25 protein-coding genes are annotated in these 25,286 nt (G+C 69.9%); 11 read left to right on the forward strand and 14 right to left on the reverse strand.

Annotated features, from left to right (window positions below):
• Positions 1-143: 143 nt before the first annotated feature.
• Positions 144-1,838 (reverse strand): DUF7059 domain-containing protein, encoded by a 1,695-nt coding sequence (locus tag AC50YM_RS15155; RefSeq protein WP_494957781.1) that lies wholly within the window; start codon positions 1,836-1,838, stop codon positions 144-146.
• Positions 1,839-1,902: 64 nt separating this feature from the next.
• On the reverse strand, positions 1,903-2,694 hold the full coding sequence (locus tag AC50YM_RS15160; protein ID WP_494957782.1) for a MerR family transcriptional regulator: 792 nt from the start codon (positions 2,692-2,694) through the stop codon (positions 1,903-1,905).
• 144 nt (positions 2,695-2,838) lie between these two features.
• Between AC50YM_RS15160 and AC50YM_RS15165 the strand changes: the two genes are divergently transcribed.
• From AC50YM_RS15165 to AC50YM_RS15175, 3 genes are all read left to right on the forward strand, one after another.
• Positions 2,839-3,339, forward strand: a complete 501-nt coding sequence (locus AC50YM_RS15165) for a DUF6023 family protein (RefSeq protein WP_494957783.1) — start codon at positions 2,839-2,841, stop codon at positions 3,337-3,339.
• 69 nt (positions 3,340-3,408) lie between these two features.
• Positions 3,409-3,975 (forward strand): hypothetical protein, encoded by a 567-nt coding sequence (locus AC50YM_RS15170; protein ID WP_494957784.1) that lies wholly within the window; start codon positions 3,409-3,411, stop codon positions 3,973-3,975.
• Between the two features lie 75 nt (positions 3,976-4,050).
• A complete protein-coding gene (locus AC50YM_RS15175) occupies positions 4,051-4,611 on the forward strand; it encodes a DUF6023 family protein (RefSeq protein WP_494957785.1) in 561 nt (186 codons plus the stop codon).
• An 85-nt stretch (positions 4,612-4,696) separates the two neighbouring features.
• Here AC50YM_RS15175 and trhO read toward each other — a convergent pair whose 3' ends face one another.
• Positions 4,697-5,590 carry an oxygen-dependent tRNA uridine(34) hydroxylase TrhO gene (trhO, locus tag AC50YM_RS15180; RefSeq protein WP_494957786.1) on the reverse strand — a complete coding sequence of 298 codons (894 nt, stop codon included), beginning with the start codon at positions 5,588-5,590 and terminating at the stop codon, positions 4,697-4,699.
• A 211-nt stretch (positions 5,591-5,801) separates the two neighbouring features.
• Between trhO and AC50YM_RS15185 the strand changes: the two genes are divergently transcribed.
• Both AC50YM_RS15185 and AC50YM_RS15190 read left to right on the forward strand, forming a co-directional pair.
• Entirely contained in the window at positions 5,802-6,494 is a 693-nt protein-coding gene (locus AC50YM_RS15185) for a GNAT family N-acetyltransferase (RefSeq protein ID WP_494957787.1), read from the forward strand.
• Positions 6,495-6,569: 75 nt separating this feature from the next.
• Positions 6,570-8,957: a DEAD/DEAH box helicase gene (locus AC50YM_RS15190; protein ID WP_494957788.1), complete on the forward strand. Its 2,388-nt coding sequence runs from the start codon at positions 6,570-6,572 to the stop codon at positions 8,955-8,957.
• 20 nt (positions 8,958-8,977) lie between these two features.
• Here the strand turns inward: AC50YM_RS15190 and AC50YM_RS15195 are convergent, their stop codons facing one another.
• The 7 genes from AC50YM_RS15195 to ssd all read right to left on the reverse strand — a co-directional run bounded on the left by AC50YM_RS15195 (position 8,978) and on the right by ssd (position 14,260).
• Positions 8,978-9,355: an Rv3654c family TadE-like protein gene (locus AC50YM_RS15195; RefSeq protein ID WP_494957789.1), complete on the reverse strand. Its 378-nt coding sequence runs from the start codon at positions 9,353-9,355 to the stop codon at positions 8,978-8,980.
• The gene (locus AC50YM_RS15200) at positions 9,352-9,801 is read right to left on the reverse strand and encodes a TadE family type IV pilus minor pilin (RefSeq protein WP_494957790.1); all 450 of its coding nucleotides are present in this window, start codon (positions 9,799-9,801) and stop codon (positions 9,352-9,354) included. Before AC50YM_RS15200 ends, AC50YM_RS15195 begins: the two co-directional genes overlap by 4 nt.
• Before the next feature lie 35 nt (positions 9,802-9,836).
• A complete protein-coding gene (locus AC50YM_RS15205; RefSeq protein ID WP_494957791.1) occupies positions 9,837-10,130 on the reverse strand; it encodes a DUF4244 domain-containing protein in 294 nt (97 codons plus the stop codon).
• A gap of 161 nt (positions 10,131-10,291) precedes the next feature.
• Positions 10,292-10,906: a type II secretion system F family protein gene (locus AC50YM_RS15210; RefSeq protein WP_494957792.1), complete on the reverse strand. Its 615-nt coding sequence runs from the start codon at positions 10,904-10,906 to the stop codon at positions 10,292-10,294.
• A complete protein-coding gene (locus AC50YM_RS15215) occupies positions 10,903-11,775 on the reverse strand; it encodes a hypothetical protein (protein WP_494957793.1) in 873 nt (290 codons plus the stop codon). Before AC50YM_RS15215 ends, AC50YM_RS15210 begins: the two co-directional genes overlap by 4 nt.
• Positions 11,776-11,780: 5 nt before the next feature.
• A complete protein-coding gene (locus AC50YM_RS15220; protein ID WP_494957794.1) occupies positions 11,781-13,058 on the reverse strand; it encodes a TadA family conjugal transfer-associated ATPase in 1,278 nt (425 codons plus the stop codon).
• Complete coding sequence (gene ssd, locus AC50YM_RS15225) at positions 13,055-14,260, reverse strand: septum site-determining protein Ssd (protein ID WP_494957795.1); 1,206 nt, start codon at positions 14,258-14,260, stop codon at positions 13,055-13,057. Before ssd ends, AC50YM_RS15220 begins: the two co-directional genes overlap by 4 nt.
• A 184-nt stretch (positions 14,261-14,444) precedes the next feature.
• Between ssd and AC50YM_RS15230 the strand changes: the two genes are divergently transcribed.
• Positions 14,445-16,163 carry a bifunctional 3'-5' exonuclease/DNA polymerase gene (locus AC50YM_RS15230; protein ID WP_494957840.1) on the forward strand — a complete coding sequence of 573 codons (1,719 nt, stop codon included), beginning with the start codon at positions 14,445-14,447 and terminating at the stop codon, positions 16,161-16,163.
• Positions 16,164-16,302: 139 nt separating this feature from the next.
• A complete protein-coding gene (locus AC50YM_RS15235) occupies positions 16,303-16,560 on the forward strand; it encodes a YegP family protein (protein WP_494957796.1) in 258 nt (85 codons plus the stop codon).
• A gap of 65 nt (positions 16,561-16,625) precedes the next feature.
• Here AC50YM_RS15235 and AC50YM_RS15240 read toward each other — a convergent pair whose 3' ends face one another.
• The 3 genes from AC50YM_RS15240 to AC50YM_RS15250 form a co-directional block, all read right to left on the reverse strand.
• The gene (locus AC50YM_RS15240) at positions 16,626-17,324 is read right to left on the reverse strand and encodes an NUDIX hydrolase (protein ID WP_494957797.1); all 699 of its coding nucleotides are present in this window, start codon (positions 17,322-17,324) and stop codon (positions 16,626-16,628) included.
• The gene (gene nth / locus AC50YM_RS15245) at positions 17,321-18,091 is read right to left on the reverse strand and encodes an endonuclease III (RefSeq protein ID WP_494957841.1); all 771 of its coding nucleotides are present in this window, start codon (positions 18,089-18,091) and stop codon (positions 17,321-17,323) included. Before nth ends, AC50YM_RS15240 begins: the two co-directional genes overlap by 4 nt.
• Before the next feature lie 105 nt (positions 18,092-18,196).
• Positions 18,197-19,552 carry a hypothetical protein gene (locus tag AC50YM_RS15250; protein WP_494957798.1) on the reverse strand — a complete coding sequence of 452 codons (1,356 nt, stop codon included), beginning with the start codon at positions 19,550-19,552 and terminating at the stop codon, positions 18,197-18,199.
• A 407-nt stretch (positions 19,553-19,959) separates the two neighbouring features.
• Here AC50YM_RS15250 and acs point away from each other — a divergent pair, with 407 nt between their 5' ends.
• Together acs and AC50YM_RS15260 are read left to right on the forward strand one after the other, a co-directional pair.
• Complete coding sequence (gene acs / locus AC50YM_RS15255) at positions 19,960-21,990, forward strand: acetate--CoA ligase (protein ID WP_494957842.1); 2,031 nt, start codon at positions 19,960-19,962, stop codon at positions 21,988-21,990.
• A 10-nt stretch (positions 21,991-22,000) separates the two neighbouring features.
• Complete coding sequence (locus AC50YM_RS15260) at positions 22,001-22,396, forward strand: SRPBCC family protein (protein ID WP_494957799.1); 396 nt, start codon at positions 22,001-22,003, stop codon at positions 22,394-22,396.
• Between the two features lie 98 nt (positions 22,397-22,494).
• On the opposite strand, the gene AC50YM_RS15265 is transcribed toward AC50YM_RS15260, so the two are convergent.
• Positions 22,495-23,469 (reverse strand): SMP-30/gluconolactonase/LRE family protein, encoded by a 975-nt coding sequence (locus AC50YM_RS15265; protein ID WP_494957800.1) that lies wholly within the window; start codon positions 23,467-23,469, stop codon positions 22,495-22,497.
• A 211-nt stretch (positions 23,470-23,680) separates the two neighbouring features.
• On the opposite strand from AC50YM_RS15265, the gene aroQ reads away from it, so the two are divergent.
• Positions 23,681-24,154 carry a type II 3-dehydroquinate dehydratase gene (aroQ, locus tag AC50YM_RS15270; protein ID WP_494957801.1) on the forward strand — a complete coding sequence of 158 codons (474 nt, stop codon included), beginning with the start codon at positions 23,681-23,683 and terminating at the stop codon, positions 24,152-24,154.
• Between the two features lie 2 nt (positions 24,155-24,156).
• Positions 24,157-25,245, forward strand: a complete 1,089-nt coding sequence (locus AC50YM_RS15275; RefSeq protein ID WP_494957802.1) for a DUF2332 domain-containing protein — start codon at positions 24,157-24,159, stop codon at positions 25,243-25,245.
• Positions 25,246-25,286: the final 41 nt, after the last annotated feature.

Consider the following 25,286-nt stretch of genomic DNA (forward strand, 5'->3'; position numbering starts at 1 on the left):
TGCTGGCAGCCCTGGCCGTCGCCGCGCACGTCCTGCCGCGCTACGGCACCAAGGGCGCAGCCGGCCCGGTTGTCCCCGCGGCCGGCCCGGCGGTGTCAGCCTCCCCTTCCGCGCCAGCCCGCCCGTCAGCGGGCGGCGCAGTGTCAGGCGGGCAGCAGGAAGCCGTCGCGGACCAGGTTTCCCACTTCGGTGAGGAGCCCGCCCCGGAAGGCCTCGCCGTCCCAGTCCTCGCCCCCGCCCAGCAGCGCCTCAAGGGCACCGATGATCTGCCGGACGGAGAGGTCGCCGTCACACGCTGAGACAAACCCGGCCAGTTCGGTGCTCAGCAGGTTGGTGCGGCGGAGGCCCGCACCCTGGCGCAGCAGGATCACGCCGGGGTGTTCGGCGCCGGGGCGCTGGTGCCGCTCCTCGGTGACGTCGTCGGCCACGAGCAGGTGCGCTGCTGCCAGGTCATGGGCGGCCAGCCAGTCGGCGCGCTCCAGGGCGGCGCCGAGGTGCGGGCCGACGGGCTGCTCGATCGGATAGGTGATCTCCTCGAAACGCCGCAGCACTGGCGGTGAGCCTTCCGCGGGACGGCGCAGCCAGATCATCCCGAAGCCGATGGCCTCGACCTGGCGGGAGGCAAAATCGTCCAGGTATGCGGCGTACGAGTCCTGGTAGAGCCGCCGGTCGCGGGCCTCGGAGGCGTCCTGAAGCCACGTTTCGGCGTACTGTTCCGGGCTGACCTGCTCGCGCTGCAGGAACCAGACGTCCGCGTCGGCGCTGGCCCAGCTGCGCGGCCGCTCATCCCAGGCCGCGCCCGCCGGGATCTCCCAGTTGCCCAGCAGCTGGGCAGTTCCGGCAGGGGCAAGAACCGAGGGAAGGGCCCGGACCAGGTCGGCGACAATGTCATCGCCCGGCAGGCCACCGTCACGGTAGGTGAACTGGTCCGAGGCGCCCTCGCCCGGGCTGCGCGGCGTGATCACGAACGGCGGGTTGGAGACCACCAGCTCGAATTCCTCGCCCGCCACAGGCTCGAGCAGGGAGCCCCGGCGGAGACTCACGCGGGCTTCCAGATCCGAGGGGTCCAGGTGCAGCTGGCCGGCGTTGAGCAGCAGGTTGAAACGGGTGAAGGCCAGGGCCCGGTCGGAGATGTCGGTGGCGGTCACGTGCTCGGCGTGGTGCAGGAGGTGGAAGGTCTGGATGCCGCAGCCGGTGCCCAGGTCCAGGGCCCGGGCCACGTGGCGGCGGGCGGTAACCTGCACCAGGGTGGTGGATGCCTGCCCGATCCCGAGCACGTGGTCGTGGCGCAGCACACCGGGCCGCTGGTGGGCGGCGAGATCGCTGGCCACCCAGAGCTCCGCGCCGCCGCTGACATCACTTTCCCCCTGGGCGCCGTCCCCCTGGGTGTTGTCCCCCTGGGCGCTGTCCCCCTGGGCGCCGTCCCCGGGTATCCCCTCCCAGCCGTACGGCCGCAGATCCACTTTGGCCTGAACCAGACCGTCGGCGGACGGCTCAACCAGGCCCAGCTCCAGCAGACCGGCCGTGCGGATGCCGGGCAGGGCCGCGTCGAGTGTTGCGGCGGACTGCGGTTCGGCCAGCAGCCAGAACCGGACGACGGCGGCGAGCGCCGCCGTCGTCGTTTCACCCTTGCAGGCAGCCTCGGTGACGATCAGCGCGGGAACGAGTTGATCGCGGCCCAGTGCACTGTGCGCGGCAGCGCCGAGCAGTTCGGCCACGCCGTCCACGGTGTAGCCGATGCCGCGCAGGTCTGCGGCCAGGGATTCGAGCAGGCCGGGGAGGTCGCTGCGCGGGGCGTCGGGGGTGTTGCCGGCCGTGAAATGCGTTGAGGGAGTCACCGGACAAGTTTAGTCCCGGCCCGGCGGCCCGGGAGCTCGGCTGCCGGGCCGGGTGCCAGCGGTCCTAGAGGTGCCTGCCGGCGTAGAGCCGCAGGGCGTCACGGACGAACGTCGCGCCGGCTGCGCCCCCGTAGTTTGCGGCGAAGCGCGGATCGGCAACGTACATCTCGCCGAGTCCGGTGACATAGCCCTTCAGCTCACTCTTCCCGCCGGCTTTCCCGTCCGCGCCGCCGGCGGCGGCCGCCGAAGCGGGTGTGCCGGGAATCGCTGTGAGCCACTCGATGTGCCGCCGGGCAAGCTCCTGCGCTTCGGCGCTGTCCGCCGCGATGCCCGACGCCGCTGCGGCGATCCAGTCGCTGCCCAGCTGGCGCGAACGCTCCTTCCAGTCGTCCTTCTCGGCCGGGCTCATCAGGCGCCACCAGGCATCGCTTTTCGCGTACGCTTCTTTGCCCCAGCGCTCCTCAACCTCGTCCTTGTATTGGGTGTGGTCGAAGCCGTCGAACATCTTCTCCGCCATGATTTCTCCTCCTGCTTTCAGTGCTTCAAGCGTCTGCCGGACCGAGGCGATCTGCCGCGCCAGCCGGTCCTGTTCCTGCCGCAGCCACTCCAGGTGCCGGCCCAGTGCCCGTTCGGCATCGGGCTCGTGGTCGAGCACCTCGGCGATGGCCGGCAGCCCCAGCCCGAGGTCCCGAAGGAGCAGGATGCGCTGCAGCCTGACGAGGCAGGCCTGGTCGTAGAACCGGTACCCGTTCCCGCCGGTCCGGCTGGGTTTGAGCAGGTCGATGCTGTCATAGTGACGCAATGTCCGGCTCGTGGTCCCGGCGGTCCGGGCGATCTGCTGCACCGACCATTCCACGCTGCTGCCCCTTTCGGCTCCGGCCGCGGCCCCGTCCGGGCCCGTTAAGCCGATGCTAGGGCTTGACGCTACGTCAAGGTCAAGGCCCGGCATGCGGGCAGGCGGGGAATCAGCGGCCCCGGGCAACGGCGGTAAGTTGGAGGCATGCTCCTTCTCCACAGGTCCCGGCGTGCCCGGACCATCCGCCCGTGTGCCCGGCCGATCGGACGCGCCGGGTCTTTCCTGCGTGCCTGGACCACTCGCGCCGCACTCTGTGCCGCCGTGGTACTGGCCGCAGCGGCGTGCTCCCCGGCCGGTTCGATCGAATCGGCGGATGTGCCGGCGTGGAAGGCCACGGCGCTTCCCCCGGCCGACGGGATCGTGCTGGAGGACGCCGGGAAAATCCTCAACCGGGATCCGATCACCAAGACCGCCCCCGCAATAGACCCGGGCACCTATCTCCTGACGATCAGCTGCGAGGGCGGCGGCAAGGCCTTCTTCGAAGCCTCCCTCGACGGCGCCCGGCTGAGCGAAACCGGGGCGGCGTGCAACGGCAGCCGCGAGACAGCACGCATCAAGGTCCCCGCCGCCGGTGCGCTCCGGATCAGTGCCTCGAGCGTTGATGCCCCGCTCATTTATGCCTACCAGCTGGTGCCCGCCTCCTAGCCTGCCGGACACCGGCACGGCCGGGGCGCGGTGACTGCGGCGCAACGGCAGCGGCAGTAGGATCGGAGCATGTCAGCTGCCGGGGGGATGCGCGGGACGGTCCGGGCTGCCCTGCTGCTGGCGGTGGCGGCCGCGGGACTGGCCGGCTGCGAATACGCCGACGACGCCGGGATCTCACCGGCCGCCTCCGGCCCTGCGTCCCAGTCGGACCCGGCACGGGCACCATTGCCGACCCGGGATCCGGAACTGGAGGCCGTCGAAACCCGCCATCTGTCCGAGCTCGAAGCCGTCCTCGGGACACCAGACGGGCTGCTGTTCGGCGGATCGGGCGGGATTGGTGGGACCAGCAGCGGAGGGTTCTCGACGTCGGGAACTGTCACCAGGACCGGACAGTACAAGGTGACCGCAGCCTGCGTCGGGGCCGCGGATGCGCACCTGTCAGTCATCCAGGGCGCGCGGCAGGGCGGGACGCTGCTGGAGCTTAGCCTCGACTGCGGCGGCGCGGCGGAGGCGCTGGTTGACCTGGAACCCGGCCGGGTGTCGGCCCACGTTGTCAGGTACGGCGGCGGCGTCCCGGGGCCGGGGACCGGGGCCGTTGCCGGCGTCCGGATCAGCTTCAGCGGCCCCGAGCGGTAAGGCCGTAGCTGGCACTTCCCGGGGCGGCCGCAGGACCTCTGGCGCCCGGGAATGGCGCGGGGTTAAAGTATGCACATGCTCACTGTTCCGGCAACGAGCGTGCCGTTGAACATGCCTCGGACCCGCACGGCATCCGCCGTGTGTTTCTTGCTTGCGCTGGCGTTGGGAACGGCCGTGGCCGGGTGCGCTTACGAGTATGACGATGGTTTTGCCAGCGAGACGGAGTCCCCGGCCCCGACATTTACCGATGCGGCCCTGCCGCGGGATCCCCAGTTCAACCAGCCCGTCACCGGGGCAGAGCTGGAAGCCTGGGTGGCCCTGGCGCTGCCCGACGCCGAGGGACAGGTGTTTCACAGCAACTTCGGCACCCTGGGCGCCGGCGAGGAACGGGAAGAGGCCACCACGAACCTGCCCGAGGGCAGCTACGCGATTACCCTTGCCTGCCGGAGCCCTCGGCGGGTGTCGTTCAGCGTGGACCATAACGACAGTGAACTGGTGGACCTGGACCTGCGGTGCGGGACTTCACGGGTCAACGTGGTCTTCTTGCCCGCCGGCGCCGTGCTGCACATCAATGTGGGCGCATATGCGGGCGCATATGCGGGCGCCAATTTCGCATACCGGGTGAGCCGGCTCTGAGCTTTCACGCCCGTGACGAGTGTGCCTGCCGGCAGTGCGCGGGGAATCAACGCCGGGGCACCGGTGCCGGGTCGGGCAAGAGGCCTCAGGCCGCGCAGCCCTCCGGGCAGCGGAGCGTTTCGGGGCTGGCGGCGCACTCCGCGCAGTACAGCGTGAGGGTGCGGCAGGACGCATTCGAGCAGTTCTCAAACTTGCTCGTGGGCGCCGAGCAGCGGACGCACTCGCCAATGGTTCTCGCTTCGCCGCTGAATTCCAGGTGCATGCGCTTGTCGAACACGTAGAGGGAGCCCTCCCAGAGGCCCTGATCCTTGAACGTTTCGCCGTAGCGGACGATTCCGCCGTCGAGCTGGTAGACCTCCTTGAAGCCGCGGTTCACCATGAGGCTGGACAGCACTTCGCAGCGGATACCGCCGGTGCAGTAGGTGACGACCGGTTTGTCCTTAAGGGCGTCGTACTTGCCGGAGTCAAGCTCCTTGATGAAGTCGTGGGTGGTGGCCACGTCCGGGACGACGGCGTCCTTGAATTTGCCGATCTGGGCCTCGAAGCCGTTGCGTCCGTCGAAGAAGACGACCTCCTCGCCGGCCTGCTTGCGCGCTTCCACCAGCCGGTGGAGTTCCTCGGGATTGAGGTGCGTGCCGCCGCCGACGACGCCGTTGGCATCGACCCTGAGTTCCCCCGGGGCGCCGAAGGACACAATCTCGTCGCGGACTTTGACGCTGAGCCGGGGGAAGTCCGCGGCGCCGCCGTCGGACCACTTCACGTCGATGCCGTGGAAGCCCTGATATTCGCGGGTCGTCTTCACGTACTGCTTGACGGCGTTCAGCTCGCCGCCGACGGTCGCGTTGATGCCGTCCTTCGAGATGATGATGCGGCCCGTCAGGCCAAGTTTCTCGCAAAGGGCACGCTGCCAAAGCCGGATCGCGTCCGGGTCCGGGAGAGGGGTAAAGCCGTAAAAGAGCACAATTCTGTTCAAAGCCACGTTTTAAGGGTACTGGGTGGATCTGGAGCCCAGGGCAATCCAGGCCGCGGGGAGAGTAATGTGCGGGCCGCTGCGCGGGCCGGCATGCGGGCCTTCCCGGCTTCACGGGTTCCGGGTTCCCGCCGGCCGGGCCGGTCACCATTGGGCACCCAAGAATGTTCCCGGACCCGGCCCCCTGTTGCTTGTGGCAGGGCTGGAATACGCTCGTCTCATGAGTCTTGAGGCCATGGTTGCAGACACCACGCATCTGCTGGAAATCTGGGTCACCGGCTGGGCTGGCTGCCGGGGTTATCAGACGCGTCGGGAGGGCCGGTTCCCTGCGGCTTTCAGGGCCGACACCACCCACGAATGGGAGTACTTCGCCCATGACCCCTCCGAGGCTGAGTTCGCCGCGCTGGCCGCTGTCACCGCCGAAATCCCCGCCCGGGTCCTGACGGTCCTCACCAATGACGTCCAGCGGTACTCCTTCCTCGCCCAGCAGCACGGGCTCAACGTCACGTCCGCCTCGCAAACCATGATGATCGTCGACATGGAGACCCAGGACTCCGAGGACCCCTGGCTTCCGGATGATGATCTCCGCTGGACACAGTCCCAATCGGACGGCGTCCACCATGCCGTCGTCTACGCCGGCGACGAAGTGGCGGCCAGCGGGCGCGTTTTTGTGGTCGACCACACCGCAATCTTCGACAAGATCATCACCGAGCCCGGCTACCTGCGCCGGGGGTTGGGCAGTTTCATCATGCGGGCCCTCGCCGCCCAGGCGTTCGAACACGACGTCGAAAACGGGCTGCTGCTCGCGTCCCTGGACGGGCAGAAGCTGTACTCGCACCTCGGCTGGGCCACGGTCTGCCATGTCATGATGCTCTCCACCTCGGACGAGGGCTCGGACCTGTCCGTAGGCTGAGGTCCTGGCCGCGCTCCTGTCGTCGGGGGATCCCGTGCGCCCGGCCGATTTGAGGCCGGGTGAAAGAATGTATGAGTGAACCCCCATGATTCCCTGATTCCGTTGCTGGGCCGCGGCCCGGACCCGGAACAGCTGCGTCATGTGCGCACCATCGCCGCCCGCCAGGCGGTGCATGCCCCGTGGCCGGACTGGGCCCACCCTGATCTGGTGAACGCGTACGGTTCGCTGGGCATCCACGAGCCCTACCGCCACCAGATCGACGCCGCCGAACTCGCCCACGCCGGCGGGAACGTGGTGATCGCCACCGGCACCGCCTCCGGGAAATCGCTGGCCTACCAGCTCCCGGCGCTGGACGCCATCCACCGCTCCGAACTTCGCGTCCTCGCGGATCCCGGCAAGATCCACGACGACGGCGCCGTCACCCTCTATCTGTCGCCGACCAAGGCCCTGGCTGCCGACCAGCTGGCCGCCATCCGGGCGCTGAAGCTCCCCACCGTCCGGGCCGAGACCTACGACGGCGACACCGACCCCGCGTCCCGCCGGTGGATCCGGGACCACGCGAACTTCATCCTGGCCAACCCGGACATGCTGCACTTCGGGATCCTGCCCAACCACGCCTGGTGGGCGCGGTTCTTCCGCCGGCTGCGGTACGTGATCGTCGACGAGGCCCACAGCTACCGTGGCGTCTTCGGATCCCACGTGGCCAACCTGATGCGTCGGTTGCGCCGCATCTGCGCCTACTACAGCCCGGATGGGTCCGGGCCGGTGTTCATCGCCGCCTCGGCCACGGCGTCCGAGCCCGGAACCTCCTTCGGCCGGCTCATCGGCGCTCCGGTGCGTGCGGTCTCCGAGGACTCCTCGCCCCACGGGTCAACCACCGTCGCGTTCTGGGAGCCTGCCCTGACCGAGCTCCGCGGCGAGAACGGCGCCACGCAGCGGCGCACGGCCGTGGCGGAAACCGCGGATCTGCTGGCCAACCTGGTGTCCTCGCGGGTCCGGACGATTGCCTTCATCAAGTCCCGGCGCGGCGCCGAAACCATCGCCTCCATCACCAAGCGTCTCCTCGACGAGGTCGATCCCAGCCTGCCGCAGCGGGTCGCAGCCTACCGCTCGGGCTACCTGCCGGAGGAGCGCCGGGCCCTGGAAAAGTCGCTACGCTCCGGCGAGCTGCTCGGCGTCGCCAGCACCTCTGCCCTGGAACTGGGAATCGATATCTCCGGCCTCGACGCCGTGCTGGTCGCCGGCTGGCCGGGAACCCGGGCTTCCTTGTTCCAACAGATCGGGCGGGCCGGGCGGGCCGGGCAGGACGCCATCGCGGCCTTCGTCGCGAGCGATGACCCGCTGGACACCTACCTGGTGAACCACCCCGAGGCCATCTTCGACGTCTCGGTGGAGGCCACCGTCTTCGATCCCGCCAACCCCTATGTGCTGGGTCCGCACCTGTGTGCCGCCGCCGCCGAACTGCCGCTCGGGTACGCCGAGCTGGACCTGTTCGGTGCCACGTCCGAGAAACTGCTGGACCAGCTCGTTGCCCAGGGATATCTGCGCCGGCGACCCGCGGGGTGGTTCTGGACCCACCCGCAAAGCGCCGCGGCGATGGTGAACCTGAGGGCCGACGGCGGCGGCCCGGTGAGCATCGTGGACGCCGACACCGGATCCCTGCTCGGGACCATGGATTCCCCGCAAACGCATTACCAGGCCCACACAGGAGCGATCTACGTCCACCAGGGCGAGAGCTACGTGGTGGAGGACCTGAACGAGGACGATCACTGCGTGGTGGTGCGCCGGGCGAACCCGGACTACTACACCACGGCCCGTGACGTGACCCAGATCGAGGTGCTCGAAACGCAGCGCACCACCCAGTGGGGTGATGTGGCCGTGCACTTCGGGGATGTCAAAGTCACCACCCAGGTGGTCTCCTTTCAGCGCAAGGCACTGATCTCGAATGAGATCCTCGGCGAGGAGCCGCTGGAGCTCGGTGCCCGCGACCTGTTCACCAAGGCGGTGTGGTTTGTCATGGACAACCGCTCGCTGACCGGCGCGGGGCTGATCGAGGCCCAGTTCCCGGGTGCACTGCACGCCGCAGAACACGCGGCAATCGGACTGCTGCCCTTGGTTGCCTCCAGCGACCGCTGGGACATCGGCGGCGTGTCCACCGCGATTCATGCCGACACCGGGGTGCCCACCATTTTCGTGTACGACGGCCACCCCGGCGGGGCCGGCTTCGCCGAGCGCGGCTACGACAAGGCCCGGGTCTGGCTCGCCGCCACCCGCGACGCGATTATGGCCTGCGAATGCGAGTCGGGCTGCCCTTCCTGCGTGCAGTCGCCCAAGTGCGGCAACAAGAACAACCCCCTCGACAAGGACGCCGCCGTGACGCTTCTCAACGTGCTGCTGAAGGACGCGGCGGACCAGATGAACGCCGGGCAGCCGCACCACGCCGCCACACCGCTGCAGGCCTAGCCGCCTCTTCGACCGCCCGCTCACGGCGGCGGCCCCGCCCGGGCCAGCCCGGTGGCCGCACCCACGGGGGTGCTGACCTCCAGCTCGGTGCGGACCTGGACCGTGCTGCCGGCACCCTCAGTGCAGCTAAGGACCCTCGCCTTGTTCCGGCGCGCGACGTCCGCCGCGACGGCACACGGCTCGCCCGCAGTGATGCCCCGGGCAGCGTCCGCGGCGGCAAGCGCCGCCAGGTCTGCTGCTGCGGCGGCGCGGGTTGCCATCGCGGCCGACTGGGCCAGCAGCGCTATCATTACCGCAGCCAGAACGACCAGCAGCCCCAGCCCCAGCGCCAACACGGTTCCCGCACCGCGCTCGGGGTGCCCGTCTGGAGCCGTCACACCCGTCGGTGGCCGGCTCACGCCGCAAGGCTTTGCAGCAGGTGGAGACTTGCCCCGACGCCCCTGGCCGCCGAGGGTTCAGTCGTTTCGCCCCGGGCCCAGGCGCGGGCCGAGAGAGTCCAGGGCAGCAGTGACCCGACAGCGCCGGGGACTCTGCCGGAGACCGTCACGGTGAGCCATTCGCCGTCGGACGCCACGGCCGAAGCCACCGAGTCACCCGCGAGCCGGCGGACGATCAGGTCCACGGCACCGGCGTCCTCGCCCCGGGCCAGGGCGCGGGCGCCGGCACGTGCGGCCTCCTCCAGCCGAAGCTGGGTGACTCCAGCGGCTGAGCCGGCCAGCAGCAGCCCGAGCAGGAGCAGAACGGCCGGCAGCGCCACCGCGAATTCAGCCGTGACCGCCCCGTGGCTTGTTGAGTCCCGCCGGCGCGGCCGCCACCGGCCGGATGCCGGGCGGAGGAGCGCCACCCGCCGCGCCGCTCCTGCGGCCGGCCCGCGGCGGCTCACGGCAGGGCGAGCGCGGTGCGGATGAGGTTCAATAAGAAACCCCGGACCTCGTCACTGCGCATGATGAACACGAGGATGCCGGCGAAGCCCACCGCGGCGAGGGTGGCAATGGCGTACTCAGCGGTCGCCATCCCTGCCTCAGAGCCAACCAGCTTTCGCCGCTTTCGTTCCCGGAACGGGTCACCGGCAGAGGCCCCCGGGTAGATCTCGCGGATCTCAGCGCCCTCCGTCCCGGGGTAACCGTTCCGGGCGTTGCCTGGGCCGAGGGGCGAAACGTGGTGAGTTGACATGACTTTCCTTCCTCTGGTTTCCGGCGGGACGCCGGCTGTTCTTCGACTCTTCCGGCCAGCAGGGCATCAGGTAAGGCGCTCTGAGAGCCAAGTGGAAAACCGCTCCATAACCCGGGCTGTGGAGGAATGCTCCCCACCATCCATCCGCCATCCCGCCGGGCTCAGCCCGGCAGCATCGCCAGCAGCACCGGAACGACACCGAGGCAGATGAAGGCCGGCAACGAACACAGGCCCAGCGGCACGACGAGCTTTACGCCTAGGGCCGCGGCCTGCTTCTCCGCGGACCGGAACCGCTCGCGGCGCATTCGGGATGCCTGGGCGTAAAGGATTGCTGAGGACGGGGCGCCGGTGAGCGCGGCAAATCCCAACGCCTCGCGCACGGCGAGAAGTCCCGGCGACCGGATGTCGGAACTGCGCCAGGCGGTGTCCCAGTCGGCGCCGATGGCGAGCGCCGCGACGACCGGCCGCAGCGGGGCACGGACTTCCGGGGCTGCCAGCGCTGCGACGAGCGCAAGGGCCCGGCCGAGTCCGGCTCCCGCGTCGAGCATCGCGCCGATGAGTTCCAGGATCATGGCCGGGTCGCCGAGCCCGGGTCCCCCGCCCTCCCCGGCGTTCTCTACGGCCTGCTTGTCTGGGGTGTCCGGGCGTCCGTCGTCCGCGGCAGGCTGCGTCTGGCGCCGGAGTCTCCGCCGGGCCATGCCGCGGTCTGAAAACGCGGTCAGTGACGCGACCGCCAGCAGCGCAAGCACCGTCAGACCGCCGGCGTCCGCTGTCATGGCTGAAGTCCCGCAGCCGCCCGGACGAGCCGAGCCGACCAGATCCGGCCTGCCGCGGTCAGGGCCAGGCCCGCCGCGAGCGCCGCCACGCCAAGGGGAGTTCCCAGCAGGACCTTGACTGGATCCACCCCCAGCAGCACGCCCAAACCCAGGCCCAGGAACGGAAGCCACGTCAGCAGCCGAACGGTCGCCCGGGGCCCTGCGAGTGCCGTCTGGCGGGCGGCCTCGGCGTCGTCTTCGGCCTCAAGTTGGGCGGCGAACCGGGTCAGCACGTCAGCCAGCGGGCAGCCGCTGGCTTCGGCAACGTCAAAGCATGCGGCGAGCTGATACCAGACGCGCCGCTCACGCAGGTCCCCGCTAGGACTGGGGTCCCGGACCGGGCGGGCGGGTGCTGCGGCCGACGTGCTCGCGCCAGCGGAGCGGATTGCCGCCCCGACGGGTGAACCGCGCATCGCTGCGGCGCGGGCTGCGGCCAGACGCCGCACGGATCCCGGCGCCAGCATCGGGCTCCTGCCGGAGGATCCTTCCCCGGTCCGGGACCCGGCCCGCCCGGGCGGGAGATCGGTGAAGGACCCGGGCAAGGACCCGGGCGGGTCTCCCACGTGCAGGAGCCAGAGCTCATCCCACAGCCGTGCGGGAGTACGGCCGCCCCTCAACAGTGCCGCCATCTGCTGGACCAGGAGGGTCATCGAGACCGTCGGCGCCTTCCGGGGCCGCCATCCGGCCCCCCGGAATGAACCCGGACCCGGCGGGAAACCGCCGGCCGGAACACCCCGGACCGCTGCCAGCGCCGCACGGATCCGGAACCGCGGCGCTCCCGGGGGCGCGAGTGCTAGGAACATGGCGAGGGCCAGAACGCCAGTGAGCATGGCGGTCACCCAGGTCCCAACCAATCAGGGTGCTCCAACCCTCCCGGCGCCTCCGTGCCCGGGTCCAATCCAAGACGGACCGCCAGCCCGGGCCACGCCGGCCCCCGGCGTACATCCCCGGCGCAGATCTCCAGCGCGGAACCGACCGCCAGGCCCGCCGGGCCAGCTTCCAGCACACCGATGCAGGCCACAGTCCGGCCGCCGTTGATCCTTTCCACATGCACCACCGTGTCGAGGGCGCTGGCCGCCTGCAGCCGGACCGCGTCCTGCCCCATCCCGGCCAGCGCCCCCAACGCCGTCAACCTGGCGGGCACGTCGGCGGCCGTATTGGCGTGGATGGTTCCGCCGCCTCCGCTGTGACCGGTATTCATCGCCGCCAGCAGTTCACGCACCTCGGCTCCCCGGCACTCCCCGACGACCAGCCGGTCCGGCCGCATCCTCAGCGATTGCCGCACGAGCTCGCCCAGGTCCACAACGCCGCCGCCTTCGAGGTTTCCGTGCCGGGCCTCCAGCGACACGACGTGCGGGTGAACCGGGTTCAGCTCCGCTGCGTCCTCAATCAGGACCAGCCGCTCGCCCGGCGAACATAGGCCCAGGAGTGTGGCGAGCAGGGTTGTCTTTCCCGACCCCGTTGCCCCGCTGATCAGGAAACTCAGACGGTGCTCCACCATCCGTTCGAGCACGGTCTGCACGAAGGATCCGAACATCCCGTTACGCCCGAGCTCGTCCATCGAGAAGACCCGTTCCCGCCGGATCCTGATGCTCAGCAGCGTCCCCGTGGTGGAGATCGGCGGCAGGACAGCATGCACGCGGAAACCGCCGTCGAGCCTGATATCGACGCAGGGTGAGCCGTCGTCCAGGCGCCGGCCGCCGGCCGCCACCAGCCGGGCCGCCAGCGCCCGGACCTGCGGTTCACCGGAGAAGGTCACGGGTGCCCGCTCGAGCCCGCCGCCGCGGTCCAGCCAGACGGAGCCAGGGCCGTTGACGAAGATGTCGGTCACGGCCGGGTCCCGGACCAGCACCTGCAACGGACCGAGGCCGTTCAGTTCCGCACTGATCCCCTCGACCGCGGCCAGCGCGCCGGCGGTCCCCAACAGGCGTCCGCTCGCTTGCACGGCGGCTGCCACGCGCGACGGCGTCACCGGCCCGGCGTCGGACATCACGGATTCGCGGACGGATTCCAGCAGCCGGGCGTCAACGGCGGCGCGGACCGGCGGACGGTACCGCGGGGCGCCCGGGCTTGCTCCGCCGTCCGGGGGGCCCGACGCGGAATGGGAGCTCATCCGGCGGCTCCCGCTCCGAAGTCCAGCACCATTCCGGCGAACCGCCGGACGTTGCGCTGCCGTGCGGTGTCCAGCAGGCGCCCGAGCTCGGTTGCCGACGCGGCACCCCGGACATCCGGCATGACCCCGGCCAGCGGCAGCCCGACGGACTCGGCAATCAGCCCGGCGTCCAGTACGGCCCCCGGTTTTCCCCGCACCACCAGCACGGTCTCCACCGCGGGAAGGTCCTGCAGGAGCCTCGCCGTTGCCACAGCCGCGCGCAGCAGTGCGGGCGCGATGACGACTATCCGGTCGCAGTCCCAGGCGAAGGTCCGCAGCGCGTCCCGTCCCCGCCCGATGTCCACGAGGACGAGCTCGTAGCCGCGGCGGGCGGCGTCCAGGACTCCGGCGACGACTGCCTGGTCCACTCCGTTGTGGCGCTCCCGGTTGCCGGGCCAGGAAAGGAAGGGAAACCCGCCGGCAACGGGCAGGGAATCGGCAAGCTGGCGGGGATCAATCGTGCCGCTGGCGTCGGCCAGATCCGGCCAGCGGAGACCGGGGGTTTCCTCGGCAGCGAGCGCCAGCTCCAGACCCCCGCCCCACGGGTCGCCGTCGACGAGCAGGACCCGCATTCCCTCCCGGGCGGCAGCATGGGCGAGCCAGACCGCGGCCGTACTGGCCCCCGCACCGCCGCAGCCGCCGACAATGCCGAGGACTGTTCCGCCGGACTCCGGGGTGCGGGCACGGGTGAGGTACTCGGCGAGCCAGGATGCGGCATCCGGCAATACCGCGACCCGCTCGGCTTCGACGGCGGCCGCGAGGAGCCACAGACCGTCACCGTCGCTGTGATGACCCACAAGGACGGCTGGCGAACGTCCCCGCGGCGGCGAATCGGGGATGTCGCTGCCGAGCAGCACCACCGCGGCCGTGTCCCACAACGCCGCCGCCTCCCTGATGCTCCGCACCGTCCGCAGTTGACCGCCGGACGCCGCCACCACGCGTTCCACTTCCCCGCGCAGCACCTCGGACCCCGTCACCAGCAGCGTCTGCACCGAGTCCTCGGGCAGCCACCGCGCAACTCCCGGCGCGGCGCCGTCGCCGGTGCCCGACTCGCCTGATGCCCCGGGAAACGGCAGGGCGGGAACCCGTGGTTCAGCGCCGGCCCACGGAGCGTTGCCGGCGAGGGGGTCAGCGCCAGCGGTCGGAAGTTGGTGCCTGCTCATGCGGCCACTCTTCCGGGCCGCGGCACGGGCCGTAACCCGCGCCGGCCGCTATGTGGACAAACGATGGACAAGCATAGGGACATGCACGGGGGACATGCGGCAGCAGCCAGTGCGCCAGCAGCCGGCCGGCACCCTGGACGGGCCCGGTGAACAGGAACCCCACCGGCAGGGCAGAATTGATCCCATGTATCTGCTGCTCGCCGCCCACGCCGACGGCGCAGCCCTCCAGGAACTCACGGCGGACGGCGCCCCGCACCCGGACGCGCCGGCGGCCCGGATCGTCAGCGCCGGTGAGCTGACCGGCGTCGTGCGTGGCCTCGAACGGAGGCGGCCGCGCTGGATCTGGCACCGCACCCAGGACTGGTACCCCGCGCTGCTGGCCGCCGGCGTCGAGCTGGAACGCTGCTACGACCTCACCCTGTGCGGCGCGATCCTGGCGCACTCGGAGTTCACCGCCCACACCGCGTACGCGCAGAACGCGGAGAAACTGACCCAGGACGAGGACCTGCCGCCGCGCGCGCTGCAGCCGCCGCCCCCGCCCGCTGACCAGGGCGCCCTGTTTGACGATCCGGGCCTGCACCCATCACCCCGCCACAGCCCCGAGGACCTCCGCACGGAATACGCGGCACAGCAGCAGGCGATCAGCCAGGCGCCGGGGCCTGGCGTCGAACACTCCGGCGGGAACCACAGGCAGCGCCTCCAGCTGCTGCTCGCAGCCGAGTCGGCCGGTGCCATGATCGCGGCGGAAATGCAGCACACCGGTGTGCCGTGGCGCGAGGAACTGCATATGCAGATATTGGCGGACTACCTCGGCCCCCGCCCTCCCCTTGGCCAGCGTCCGGCCAAGCTGGAAGCGCTCACTGCCGAGCTGCGGCAGCTGCTGAAATCGCCCTCGCTGAACCCGGATTCGCCCCAGGAGCTCATGCGCGCCCTGCACCGGAACGGCATCGAAGTGAAGACCACGCGGCAGTGGGAACTCAAGGAATCCAGCCACCCGGCGATCGAGCCACTGCTGGCGTTCAAGAAGCTCTCCCGCCTGCACGCCGCCAACGGCTGGGTGTGGCTGGATGCGTGGGTCAAGGATGGCAGGTTCCAGCCGGAGTATGTGGTGGGCGGAGTGGTCTCCGGCCGGTGGGCGTCCCGCGGCGGCGGTGCGCTGCAGATTCCGCGTCAGATCCGCGGCGCCGTGCACGCCGATCCAGGACACAAGCTGGTCGTCGCCGACGCCTCGCAGCTCGAGCCGCGGGTGCTGGTGGCGCTGGCGCAGGACTCCAAAATGGCTGAAGCCGCGAGGGACAAGGACCTGTATGCCGGCATCGCCGCGCAGGGTTTCGGCGGTGACCGCGCCAAGGCGAAGGTGGCGCTGCTTGGAGCCATCTACGGGGCCACGACCGGCGAATCCGGGCGCCTGATGCCCCAGCTGGCCCGGACCTATCCCCGGGCTGTCGGCTTCGTGGAAAACGCGGCCCGCGAGGGCGAGGCCGGCAGGACCGTCACGTCACGGCTGGGCCGCAGCAGCCCGCCGCCGTCGGACCGGTGGCTGCTAAGCCAGCAGTCGACCAGCGCCGAGGAACAGCGCCGGGCCGATTCGATCGCCCGCTCGCGCGGCAGGTTCACCCGGAACTTCGTGGTGCAGGGTTCCGCGGCGGACTGGGCGGCCTGCTGGCTGGCAGAATTACGACGCCGGCTCCGTGCCCTGCGCGCGGACGGAACCCCCGCCGGGGAACTGGTCTTCTTCCTGCACGACGAAGTCATGGTCCACTGCCCCGAAGCCGCCGTCGACGCCTGCGTCCGCGCCATCGAGGACGCCGCGAACGCCGCCAAGCAACTGCTGTTTGGCAGGATCCCGGTGGAATTCCCGGTGAGCGTCGCCGTCGTGGATTCGTACGACAACGCCAAATAATCCGCCCGTGTCGCCCGCCGTAACGTACCCGTCGGTAGCGTTGTGCGCCGGTGTGACGGCGGTTACCCTCGAAGGGCCGGTCGGTGATCCGACAACGGACCGGCATGCAATGACGCATATTCCTTGGGGAGGCAACACTTTGGCTGGAATTTTTGAGATCGCCGAGGCCGGCGAGAAGAAGTACTTCTTCAAGCTGACGGCATCCGACGGAACGGTGGTCGCCGTTTCACCGCTGTTCAACACCATCAAGGGCGCCGCCGCGGGCATCAGGGCCGTGCGGGAGAACGCCGCGACCGGGCTGGTCGTCGACAAATCCGGGCGACGCAGCAAGCCTGTGGCCCCGAAGGCCGCCACACGGCCCGGGACGCTGCATGCTGCGACGATGGCTCCCAGTTAGGACCATGGCCTAGGTTAGGGCCACTCAGGCGGGGCGGGGGTCACGGCAGGGCCGGGACCTCCTGCTCAGCTGTGAAGCCTGCTCCAGGTGTCGACACTGAGCAGGCGCGTGCGGTCCCACGGGACCGCCCAGCCCAGCTGGTCGAAAAGCTGGTTGAGGATCATCCCGGTGAAGCCCCAGACCACCACGTCATTGACGGTAAACGCCGGACTTTCGAAGGTCTGCCCGGCCCGGGTCACGGTGGCCATCACCCGGTTGTCCGGGTCGAGCAGATCCCGGACCGGAACGCGGAAAACCTGGGCCGACTCGCCGTAGTCCACCACGCGCACGGGTGACTGGGACGCCCACCAGCCCAGCACCGGCGTCACGAGGAAATTGCCCCGGGGAAGGGCCAGCTCCGGCATCACACCGAGGACCTCGACGCCGGCCGGATCCAGCCCGGTTTCCTCTTCTGCTTCACGCAGCGCGGCATCGATGACTGATTCTCCCGGGTCGATGCCGCCGCCGGGGAATGCGACCTGACCCGGGTGGTCATCCAGGGTATGGGCGCGCTGCAGCAGCAGCACATCCAGTTCTGCCGGCGCCAGGAGTTTGACCGAGGTCGCCGGGACATCATCGAGGGAGCCGAACAGCATCAGCACGGCCGCCCGGCGGATCCGCCCGGCCGCTTCGACGGGGATTTCCCGCCACCGCGCGTCGGGGGGCGGCGCCGTTCCGGCCTCCACCGCGGCCACCAGGTCGATGAGATCCTGGCGGGCCGTCACAGCGGCCTCCGCTGGGATTCCATCCGGATTTCCGCGGCACGGTGTGTTTCGGCGAGAAGCCTCGACAGCAGCTCGTCCTGTCCCGGGGCGAGTTCGTACTTGAGCAGCTTCTTCGCCTTCTCCGGGTCGGTCTCCCCCATCCCGTAGCTCGGGCACCAGTTCGCCACGGCACAGGCGCCGCAGGCGGGCTTGCGGGCATGGCACACCCGCCGGCCGTGGAACACCACCCGGTGCGAGAGCATGGTCCAGTCTTTCGGCTCGAACAGTTCACCGACGTCGGCTTCGATCTTGACCGGATCGTCGGAATCCGTCCAGCCGAAGCGCTTCGCGAGCCGGGCAAAGTGTGTATCGACCGTGATTCCGGGGACGCCAAACGCGTTGCCGAGCACCACATTCGCGGTTTTCCGCCCGACGCCGGGAAGCGTCACCAGATCGGCCAGCCGGCCCGGTACTTCGCCGTCATACTCGTCGACGAGCCGGTTGCACAGCGCCATCACGTTCCGTGTCTTGGCCCGGAAGAACCCGGTGGGTTTGAGGATCACTTCCACTTCGGCCGGGTCCGCCTCGGCCATGCTCCGCGCGTCCGGATAGCGTGCGAACAGCAGGGGTGTGATCTGGTTGACGGTGACGTCAGTGGTCTGCGCGGACAGCACCGTGGCCACCAGGAGCTCAAACGGGCTGCGGAAATCGAGCTCCGCGTGTGCATAAGGATACTGCTCCGCCAGCGCCTTGTTGATCCGCCGGGCACGCCGTTTCAGGCCCAGCAGCGACTCCCCAGCGGTCCGCGCGCGGACACCCTTGGGACCGGCCCTCTTGCCGGGTGCGGCGCCGCCGGGTGCCGCTGTGCTGTCCTCGATGGCCACGGGGACTGGCTAACCGCGTTCGATGTTGCTGAGGTCGCGCAGCAGGCCCACACGGCCGTCGGTGTGCTGGACGAGGAACTCGTGGCCCCGGTCCTCAAGGGCGAGCACCCAGCCGCCGGGCTCAATCACGAACGCCGGCGCCCCGCTGTGCTCGTCCACTGCGGTGCGGGGCTGGGCGACGGCGAACCAGAATGCCTCGTGGACGGGCTGGACGTCGTCGTCTTCCTCGGGGCGGCTTGCGGGATCAACCGTGGCGCCGATCGGCTCCTGCTCGCGCACCTGCGGATTCACCGTGGTCGGGGCGTGGCCAGAAGCCGCGGGAACGTCGGCCGCCCGGGTGTCCTCCGCGGCCGCGGCGGCCCGGGCCTGTGCGTCCGGAACCTGCCCGGCGGGCGCATTCGCTGCGGAATTCCCGGTGGACCCTGCCGCGGCAGGGTTCACGACGGCGGCGGCCTGGGTCTGCCCGACGCCGGAGGGAGCTGGCGGCGCGGACGCCACGGGCACGATCCCGCCGACCTGGGTTTCCGGGGAACCCACGACCGGAACGGGCGCGGCGGTACGTGCCGGTGCCGCCGAGACTGCTGCCGGCGTCGACGCTTCGGGGCGGACTGCTGACGCGCCCGACGCGCCCGACACGCCTGCCGGGACGGAGGCGTCGGACTTTCCGCCCGAGGTCATCCGCTTCGCCCAGCCGGCAACGGGGTTGGCGGCTTCAGACTTCGGCGCATGCTCGTCTCTGGCGTCCTTCGGCGCCTTCGGCGCGCGCGGCTTGCGGACGGGGACCGCAGACTCGCGGGCCACCACGTGGGCCGGGACCTCGGCGCGGTCCAGAAAATCACCGGCGAAAGACGGGATCAGGCGGCCCAGCACCGTGGCCGAGAAAAGCCCCAGCGCGCCGACCAGGGCCAGCAGCATGCTGGGGACGTAGGCGCCCGCAACGGCGAGGAAGAAGAACGCGACGGCGAACGACGCGACCACGGAGCCGAACTGGTCAACCGACAGGGAGCCAATCCGGATCTTCGTCCCGGGGCTGAGCCGCCGCGCCGCGAACAGGGCAGTCACGATCACCGGCAGCAGGATCCCGAGGCCTAGGAAGAACAGGCTGCCGAGGTTCCACAGGTTGTAGCGGACGGCAAACATCGGGATCAGTGACGCAACGAACAGAATGAGCGTCGAGCCGAAAACCGTCAGATCGCGGATGGTGAACGGTCCGAGGACCGCTTCGTTCTTCTTGCCGGCCGGCTTGCTGGCTGCCTTGTCGACCGTAAAACGGGGGGCTTCCCCGTAGCCGGCAGGCTGGTCCCCGCTGCCGTTGCCCTGGCTTTGGGCGGGCGTCTTGAGTTGCCCGTTTGCTTGCTCGTTCATTCGGTTCTCCTTAGCATGGCGGCACTCTGGACAGGACCGTCTAACAGCAGGCCGAGCAGGACCGTGGGCGGTCCCGTCGCCTCCATCGGATGTCACAACTTCATCTCAGCCTAGTCAAGTGGCAGGCCGATCACTAGCTGACAAGCCGGGGGAAGGGGCACGAACTGGCGTCCCGGTTTTGCTGGGCGGGGCACCCCCGCCGCCACTCGGCGCTTAACAAACACCGCTCACGGTTCGGCATGTGACGCGGCACACGTCCGGCGCGGCGCAGGCGTTAGTGTGTATTTCGGAACAGCTTTTCGCGGTACGTCCGTGACCAGCCGATGCCCGACGACGCGCAAGCGGCCCGGCGCTGCGGCGGAACGGATGCTCCCCACAGCACGGATCGATGAATGATGAGGTTCACCATGTCCCAGCAGACACCCGGCTCCACGACGACGCAGGCTCCCCAGCGCGATGCCTTCGAAAACCTGTCGCAGGAGAACCGTAAGTTCGCCCCTTCACCCGAGTTTGCGGCCAACGCCGTGGTCACCGCCGCGGACTACGCCGAGGCCGACGCCGACCGGCCCGCCTTCTGGGCGAAGCAGGCCCGTGAGCTACTGAGCTGGAGCAAGGACTTCAGCCAGGCCCTGGACTGGTCCAACCCGCCGTTCGCGAAGTGGTTCGTCGGCGGCGAGGTCAACGCGGCCTACAACGCGCTGGACCGCCATGTCGAGGCCGGCCACGGCGACCGCGTCGCGATCTACTTCGAGGGCGAACCCGGGGACACCCGCACGTACACCTACGCCCAGCTCACCGACGAGGTCAAGAAGGCGGCCAACGCGTTCGAGTCGCTCGGCGTCGCCAAGGGCGACCGGGTGGCCGTGTACCTGCCGATGATTCCCGAGGCTGTCATCACGCTGCTGGCCTGCGCCCGGATCGGCGCCATCCATTCGGTGGTCTTCGGCGGCTTCTCCGCCGAGGCGCTCCGTTCCCGGATCGACGACGCCGAGGCCAAGCTCGTGGTCACCGCGGACGGCACCTACCGCCGCGGCAAGCCCAGCTCGCTCAAGCACGCCGTCGACGAGGCCCTGGCCCATGAGGGAGACGGTTCCGGGCACACGGTTGAGAACGTTGTGGTGGTCAAGCGCAACGGCCAGGACGTCGACTGGCACGACGGCCGGGACCACTGGTGGGCGGACACCGTCGGGACCGCATCCGGCGAGCACACCGCCGTCGGGCATGACTCCGAGCACCCGCTCTTCATCCTTTACACCTCCGGGACCACGGGAAAGCCCAAGGGAATCCTGCACACCACCGGCGGCTACCTCACCCAGACCGCCTACACCCACAAGGCCGTCTTTGACCTCAAGCCGGAAACCGACGTCTACTGGTGCACGGCCGACGTCGGCTGGATCACCGGGCATTCCTACGTCGCCTACGCACCGCTCCTGAACGGCGCCACCCAGGTGATGTACGAGGGCACCCCGGACTCCCCGCACCAGGGCCGCTGGTGGGAGATCGTCGAGAAGTACAAGGTCTCCATCCTCTACACCGCCCCCACCGCGATCCGGACGTTCATGAAGTGGGGCAAGGAGATCCCCGCGAAATCGGACCTCTCCTCGATCCGGGTCCTGGGCTCCGTCGGCGAACCCATCAACCCCGAAGCGTGGATGTGGTACCGCGAGGTCATCGGCGGCAACGCCGGCAAGAACGGCGAGCGGAAGGAAACCCCGGCCCCGATCGTGGACACCTGGTGGCAGACCGAAACCGGCGCGCAGATGATCGCCCCGCTGCCCGGCGTCACGGCCACCAAGCCCGGCTCGGCCCAGGTCCCGCTGCCCGGCATCGCGGTGGATGTGGTGGACGAGGCCGGCGAGTCGGTGCCCAACGGCTCCGGCGGCTACCTCGTGATCCGCGAACCGTGGCCGGCCATGCTGCGCGGCATCTGGGGCGACCCGGAGCGGTTCAAGGAAACGTACTGGTCCCGCTTCGAGACCATGTACTTCGCCGGGGACGGCGCGAAGAAGGACGAGGACGGCGACATCTGGCTGCTCGGCCGGGTCGATGACGTGATGAACATTTCCGGCCACCGCCTCTCCACCGCGGAGATCGAATCCGCGCTGGTGTCCCACCCCGCGGTGGCCGAGGCCGCCGTCGTAGGCGCAGCGGACGAGACCACCGGCCAGGCCGTCGTCGCCTTCGTGATCCTGCGCGGGGATGCCGTGGACACCGGGGACGCGATCGTACAGGAACTCCGGAACCACGTCAGCAAGGAGATCGGGCCGATCGCCAAGCCCAAGACCATCCTCGTTGTCCCTGAACTGCCCAAGACCCGCTCCGGCAAGATCATGCGGCGGCTGCTCAAGGATGTCGCGGAAGGACGGGAAGTCGGCGACGCCACGACCCTGGCCGACAACACCGTGATGGCCCAGATCGCGCAGTCGCTCCGGAAGTGAGCACGCCCCGGTGACCTTGTCCGTATCGCGCCGGGTCGCGGCGTCCGTCGAGGACGTCTGGGATCTGCTCACCGATACTGGGAAGTGGCCGGCCTGGGGGCCGTCGATCACCGGCGTCGAGCCGGTCCCGGCCGGGAGTGCGGCCGGGACCGCAGGCGGAGGGATCCGGCTCGGCAGCCGCGGCAGGGTCCGCACCGTCCTGGGTGCGGCCCTGCCCTGCACCGTGACGGCGTTCGAGCCGGCACGGTTCTGGTCCTGGTCCGTGGCGGGGATCCCTGCCACGGGCCACCGGGTCGTTCCGCAGCCCGGCGGCTGCCTCGTCACCACCGTGCCGTGGTGGGCGCCGGCCTACCTTCCGGTGTGCGCCCTGGCGCTGCGCCGGATAGAACGGCTTGCAACACGTTAAGGACTCATTCCGTGGCCAGCTCCCGGATATAAAGCAACGCGGGGTCACCTATCGCCCATGTCGGCCCCGGGGATGGGCCCGGTCTGACCCCGCGTTGTTCACCCGGAGCAGGCCCCGACCAGGACGACCTCGAAGCTCGTGGCGTGCGGCGTCGAGAATTTCGCGTTGACGAGGGCGAGGGTATCGCCGAACAGCGCCGCCGTCGTCGGGACGTCGAAGTTCGGGCTGGTGATGACGTCATGAACCTTCCCCTTGCCCAGCGACCCGTTCAGTTCAATCCGGCTGACCTGGTTCGAGAAGTTCTGCACGGCCCAGAGGGTGTCGTTCCGGACCACGATGCCGTCGACGTTCGTCACCTTGACCGGGGCGCCGGAGGAGTCCGTGACGCCGATCTGCTGGTTGGATCCGTTGTCCGGGTCCACCGCGTACAGGGCGCCGCGGGCGCTGTGGGCCACGATCAGCGTGTCGCCGTCGTCGGCGGCGGCGATGCCGTTGAGGTTGAACCCGTCGTCCACGGTGCCGGCCGGTGCCTTCAGCGCCAGGGTCCGGACGTGGCCCAGTTTCCCGTTATGGCCGATCGGGATCCGGTAGAGCTCCCCGGCGCGGGAGTTGGTGAACCATGCGCCGTCGCCGGTCAGCGCGACGTCGTTGATGAAGCTGGCGCCGGCGGGGGCGAGTTCGTAGACTTTCACGGTTTCTTTGGTCGCCAGGTCATACACGTAGGCCTGGCCGGTGGCGCCGCCGGCGACGAACAAAAGGTCGTTGTCCCGGTCAACTTTCAGGCCGACGGCTGCCCGGCCCTCCGGCGCTGTGATGAACAGTTTTGCGGTGCCTTTGTCGACGTCGCCGCGGTAGATGTTGCCATTGAGCAGGTCGCCGGCGAAGAACGTACTGCCCTCCCCCGCGGCGATGCCTTCAGCGCCGGTGGCGCCGGGAAGTGTGATGACCGGTGACCGGTCATCCCGGTCCGCGCCGGATGCGGCGGCCGGCGGCGCCGGCACGAGAAACGCGGCCAGGGCGATGATGCCCACGGCAAGCCGGCGGAATGATTTTTCTGCAGAAATATTGCGCATGATGTGCTCCGTGATCGGGCTTTCCGCGCACGAGCTGACCGGTACGGGAGCTCCGCACGGTGGTCCTTTCAGTTTAGGTAGGACAGCAGCTGCGTTCCAGTGGCCGCCGGCCACTCCGGGCTGTCATCTGCCCGCCGCTTCGCTGACGATTCGCGCCGCCGTTTCTGCGCCGGGGCCGCGGCCCTCGACGCAACGCGATACATTGGCAGGCATGAGCGAAACCACCCCCGACGGCGCCGGCCGCGGCACCATCCTGGTCCTCAACGGACCCAACCTGAACCTGCTCGGCACCCGCGAACCCGACAAGTACGGCACCGCCACCCTCGCCGACGTCGAACGTCTGGCCAAGGACACCGGCGCGGCGCACGGACTCGACGTCGAGTGCTTCCAGTCCAACCATGAGGGGGCGCTCGTGGACGCCATCCATGCCGCCCGCGGGAAGGCGCTCGGCATCGTGATCAACGCCGGCGCGTACACACATACCTCGGTCGCCATCCGGGACGCCATCTCCGCGGTGCAGCTGCCCGCCGTCGAGGTCCACATCACGAACGTCCATGCCCGCGAGGAGTTCCGGCACCACTCCTATCTCTCCGACATCAGCAAGGCCGTGATCGCCGGCGCAGGGATCCTGGGCTACCAGTTCGCCGTCGAGTACCTCGCCGGGCTGCAGGCCGGCAAGGACTGAACATGTCCCCCGGTGAGCGCGGCGCCGTGCCCGGCAGCGCTGAGCCCGTGCCCGGCAGCGCCCCCGCCGCCGGGGGGTCGGCCACGGCCGAGTGGTACCGGCACTTCGGCACCGTCGACGCGCCGGGCAATTCCGCCTGTTACGCGGAGTGGTCCGTGCGCATCGCGGATGACCCGGAGCTGATCCGCCGGATCGACCAGTGGCCGTACAACAAACGCCAGCCGCTGCTGATGCTCGCGGCCGCCCGGTTCCTCGGCGCGCGGATCAGCCCCTACCCGGACTTCCGGGCGTTCCTGGACGCCCGCTGGGACGAGGTCACGCGGATCGTGCTCAGCCGGGCCACCCAGACCAATGAGGCCGGGCGGTGCGCCTCCCTACTGCCGTCCCTGGCGCAGATCGCCGCCGCCGGCGGGCGCCCGCTGGCACTCCTCGAGGTCGGGGCGTCGGCCGGTCTCGCCCTGTTTCCGGACCGCTACGGCTTTGAGTACGACGCCGGCGGCGAGGTCACGCGGCTGCTCCCGGCCGGCGCCGCACCGGGCAGCTACCCGGTCCTGGGCTGCACCGTCACCGGCCCGGTCCCGCTCCCGCTGCCGGCGGAACTTCCGCCGGTGGTCTGGCGTGCCGGGATCGACCTTAACCCGCTGGACGTCCGGAACGCCGACGACGTCGCCTGGCTCGAAGCGCTGGTCTGGCCGGAGCAGGACTTCCGCCGCGAACGGCTGCGCCAGGCGGTCGCCATCGCCCGGGCCGACCCGCCGCTCCTGGTGGCCGGGGACCTCAACGACCGGCTCCCCGCCCTCGCCGCGCAGGCCCCGGCGGATGCCACCCTGGTGGTCTTCCACAGCGCGGTCATGGCCTACCTCGATGCGGAGGCCAGGGAGCGTTTCCGGGGTACCATGGCCCGGCTCGCCGCCGAACGAGGCTGCCACTGGCTCTCGAACGAAGGGCACACGGTGATCATCCAGGCCGATGGCTCCAGCGTGGTTCCCGAAATGGAAGAATCCCGGCTCCGCGGCCGGTTCCTGCTGCTGCACAACGGCCGGCCCGCCGCGATCGCCGGACCGCACGGCCAGAGCCTGGAATGGCTCTAGCGGCCGATCCCCGGAAGCCGGGGCGTTTCGGCCGGTTCCGC

The sequence above is a fragment of the Pseudarthrobacter sp. RHLT1-30-1 genome, from assembly GCF_059383415.1.

Excerpts from the sequence above, each read along its gene's own strand:
- acs (WP_494957842.1), top strand. The coding sequence starts at position 19,960 with ATGTCCCAGCAGACACCCGGCTCCACGACGACGCAGGCTCCCCAGCGC.
- AC50YM_RS15265 (WP_494957800.1), bottom strand. The coding sequence starts at position 23,469 with ATGCGCAATATTTCTGCAGAAAAATCATTCCGCCGGCTTGCCGTGGGC.
- AC50YM_RS15175 (WP_494957785.1), top strand. The coding sequence starts at position 4,051 with ATGCTCACTGTTCCGGCAACGAGCGTGCCGTTGAACATGCCTCGGACC.
- AC50YM_RS15210 (WP_494957792.1), bottom strand. The coding sequence starts at position 10,906 with ATGACAGCGGACGCCGGCGGTCTGACGGTGCTTGCGCTGCTGGCGGTC.
- AC50YM_RS15215 (WP_494957793.1), bottom strand. The coding sequence starts at position 11,775 with ATGCTCACTGGCGTTCTGGCCCTCGCCATGTTCCTAGCACTCGCGCCC.
- AC50YM_RS15165 (WP_494957783.1), top strand. The coding sequence starts at position 2,839 with ATGCTCCTTCTCCACAGGTCCCGGCGTGCCCGGACCATCCGCCCGTGT.
- AC50YM_RS15185 (WP_494957787.1), top strand. The coding sequence starts at position 5,802 with ATGAGTCTTGAGGCCATGGTTGCAGACACCACGCATCTGCTGGAAATC.
- AC50YM_RS15220 (WP_494957794.1), bottom strand. The coding sequence starts at position 13,058 with ATGAGCTCCCATTCCGCGTCGGGCCCCCCGGACGGCGGAGCAAGCCCG.
- AC50YM_RS15275 (WP_494957802.1), top strand. The coding sequence starts at position 24,157 with ATGTCCCCCGGTGAGCGCGGCGCCGTGCCCGGCAGCGCTGAGCCCGTG.
- AC50YM_RS15170 (WP_494957784.1), top strand. The coding sequence starts at position 3,409 with ATGTCAGCTGCCGGGGGGATGCGCGGGACGGTCCGGGCTGCCCTGCTG.
- ssd (WP_494957795.1), bottom strand. The coding sequence starts at position 14,260 with ATGAGCAGGCACCAACTTCCGACCGCTGGCGCTGACCCCCTCGCCGGC.
- AC50YM_RS15250 (WP_494957798.1), bottom strand. The coding sequence starts at position 19,552 with ATGAACGAGCAAGCAAACGGGCAACTCAAGACGCCCGCCCAAAGCCAG.
- AC50YM_RS15205 (WP_494957791.1), bottom strand. The coding sequence starts at position 10,130 with ATGTCAACTCACCACGTTTCGCCCCTCGGCCCAGGCAACGCCCGGAAC.
- aroQ (WP_494957801.1), top strand. The coding sequence starts at position 23,681 with ATGAGCGAAACCACCCCCGACGGCGCCGGCCGCGGCACCATCCTGGTC.
- AC50YM_RS15230 (WP_494957840.1), top strand. The coding sequence starts at position 14,445 with ATGTATCTGCTGCTCGCCGCCCACGCCGACGGCGCAGCCCTCCAGGAA.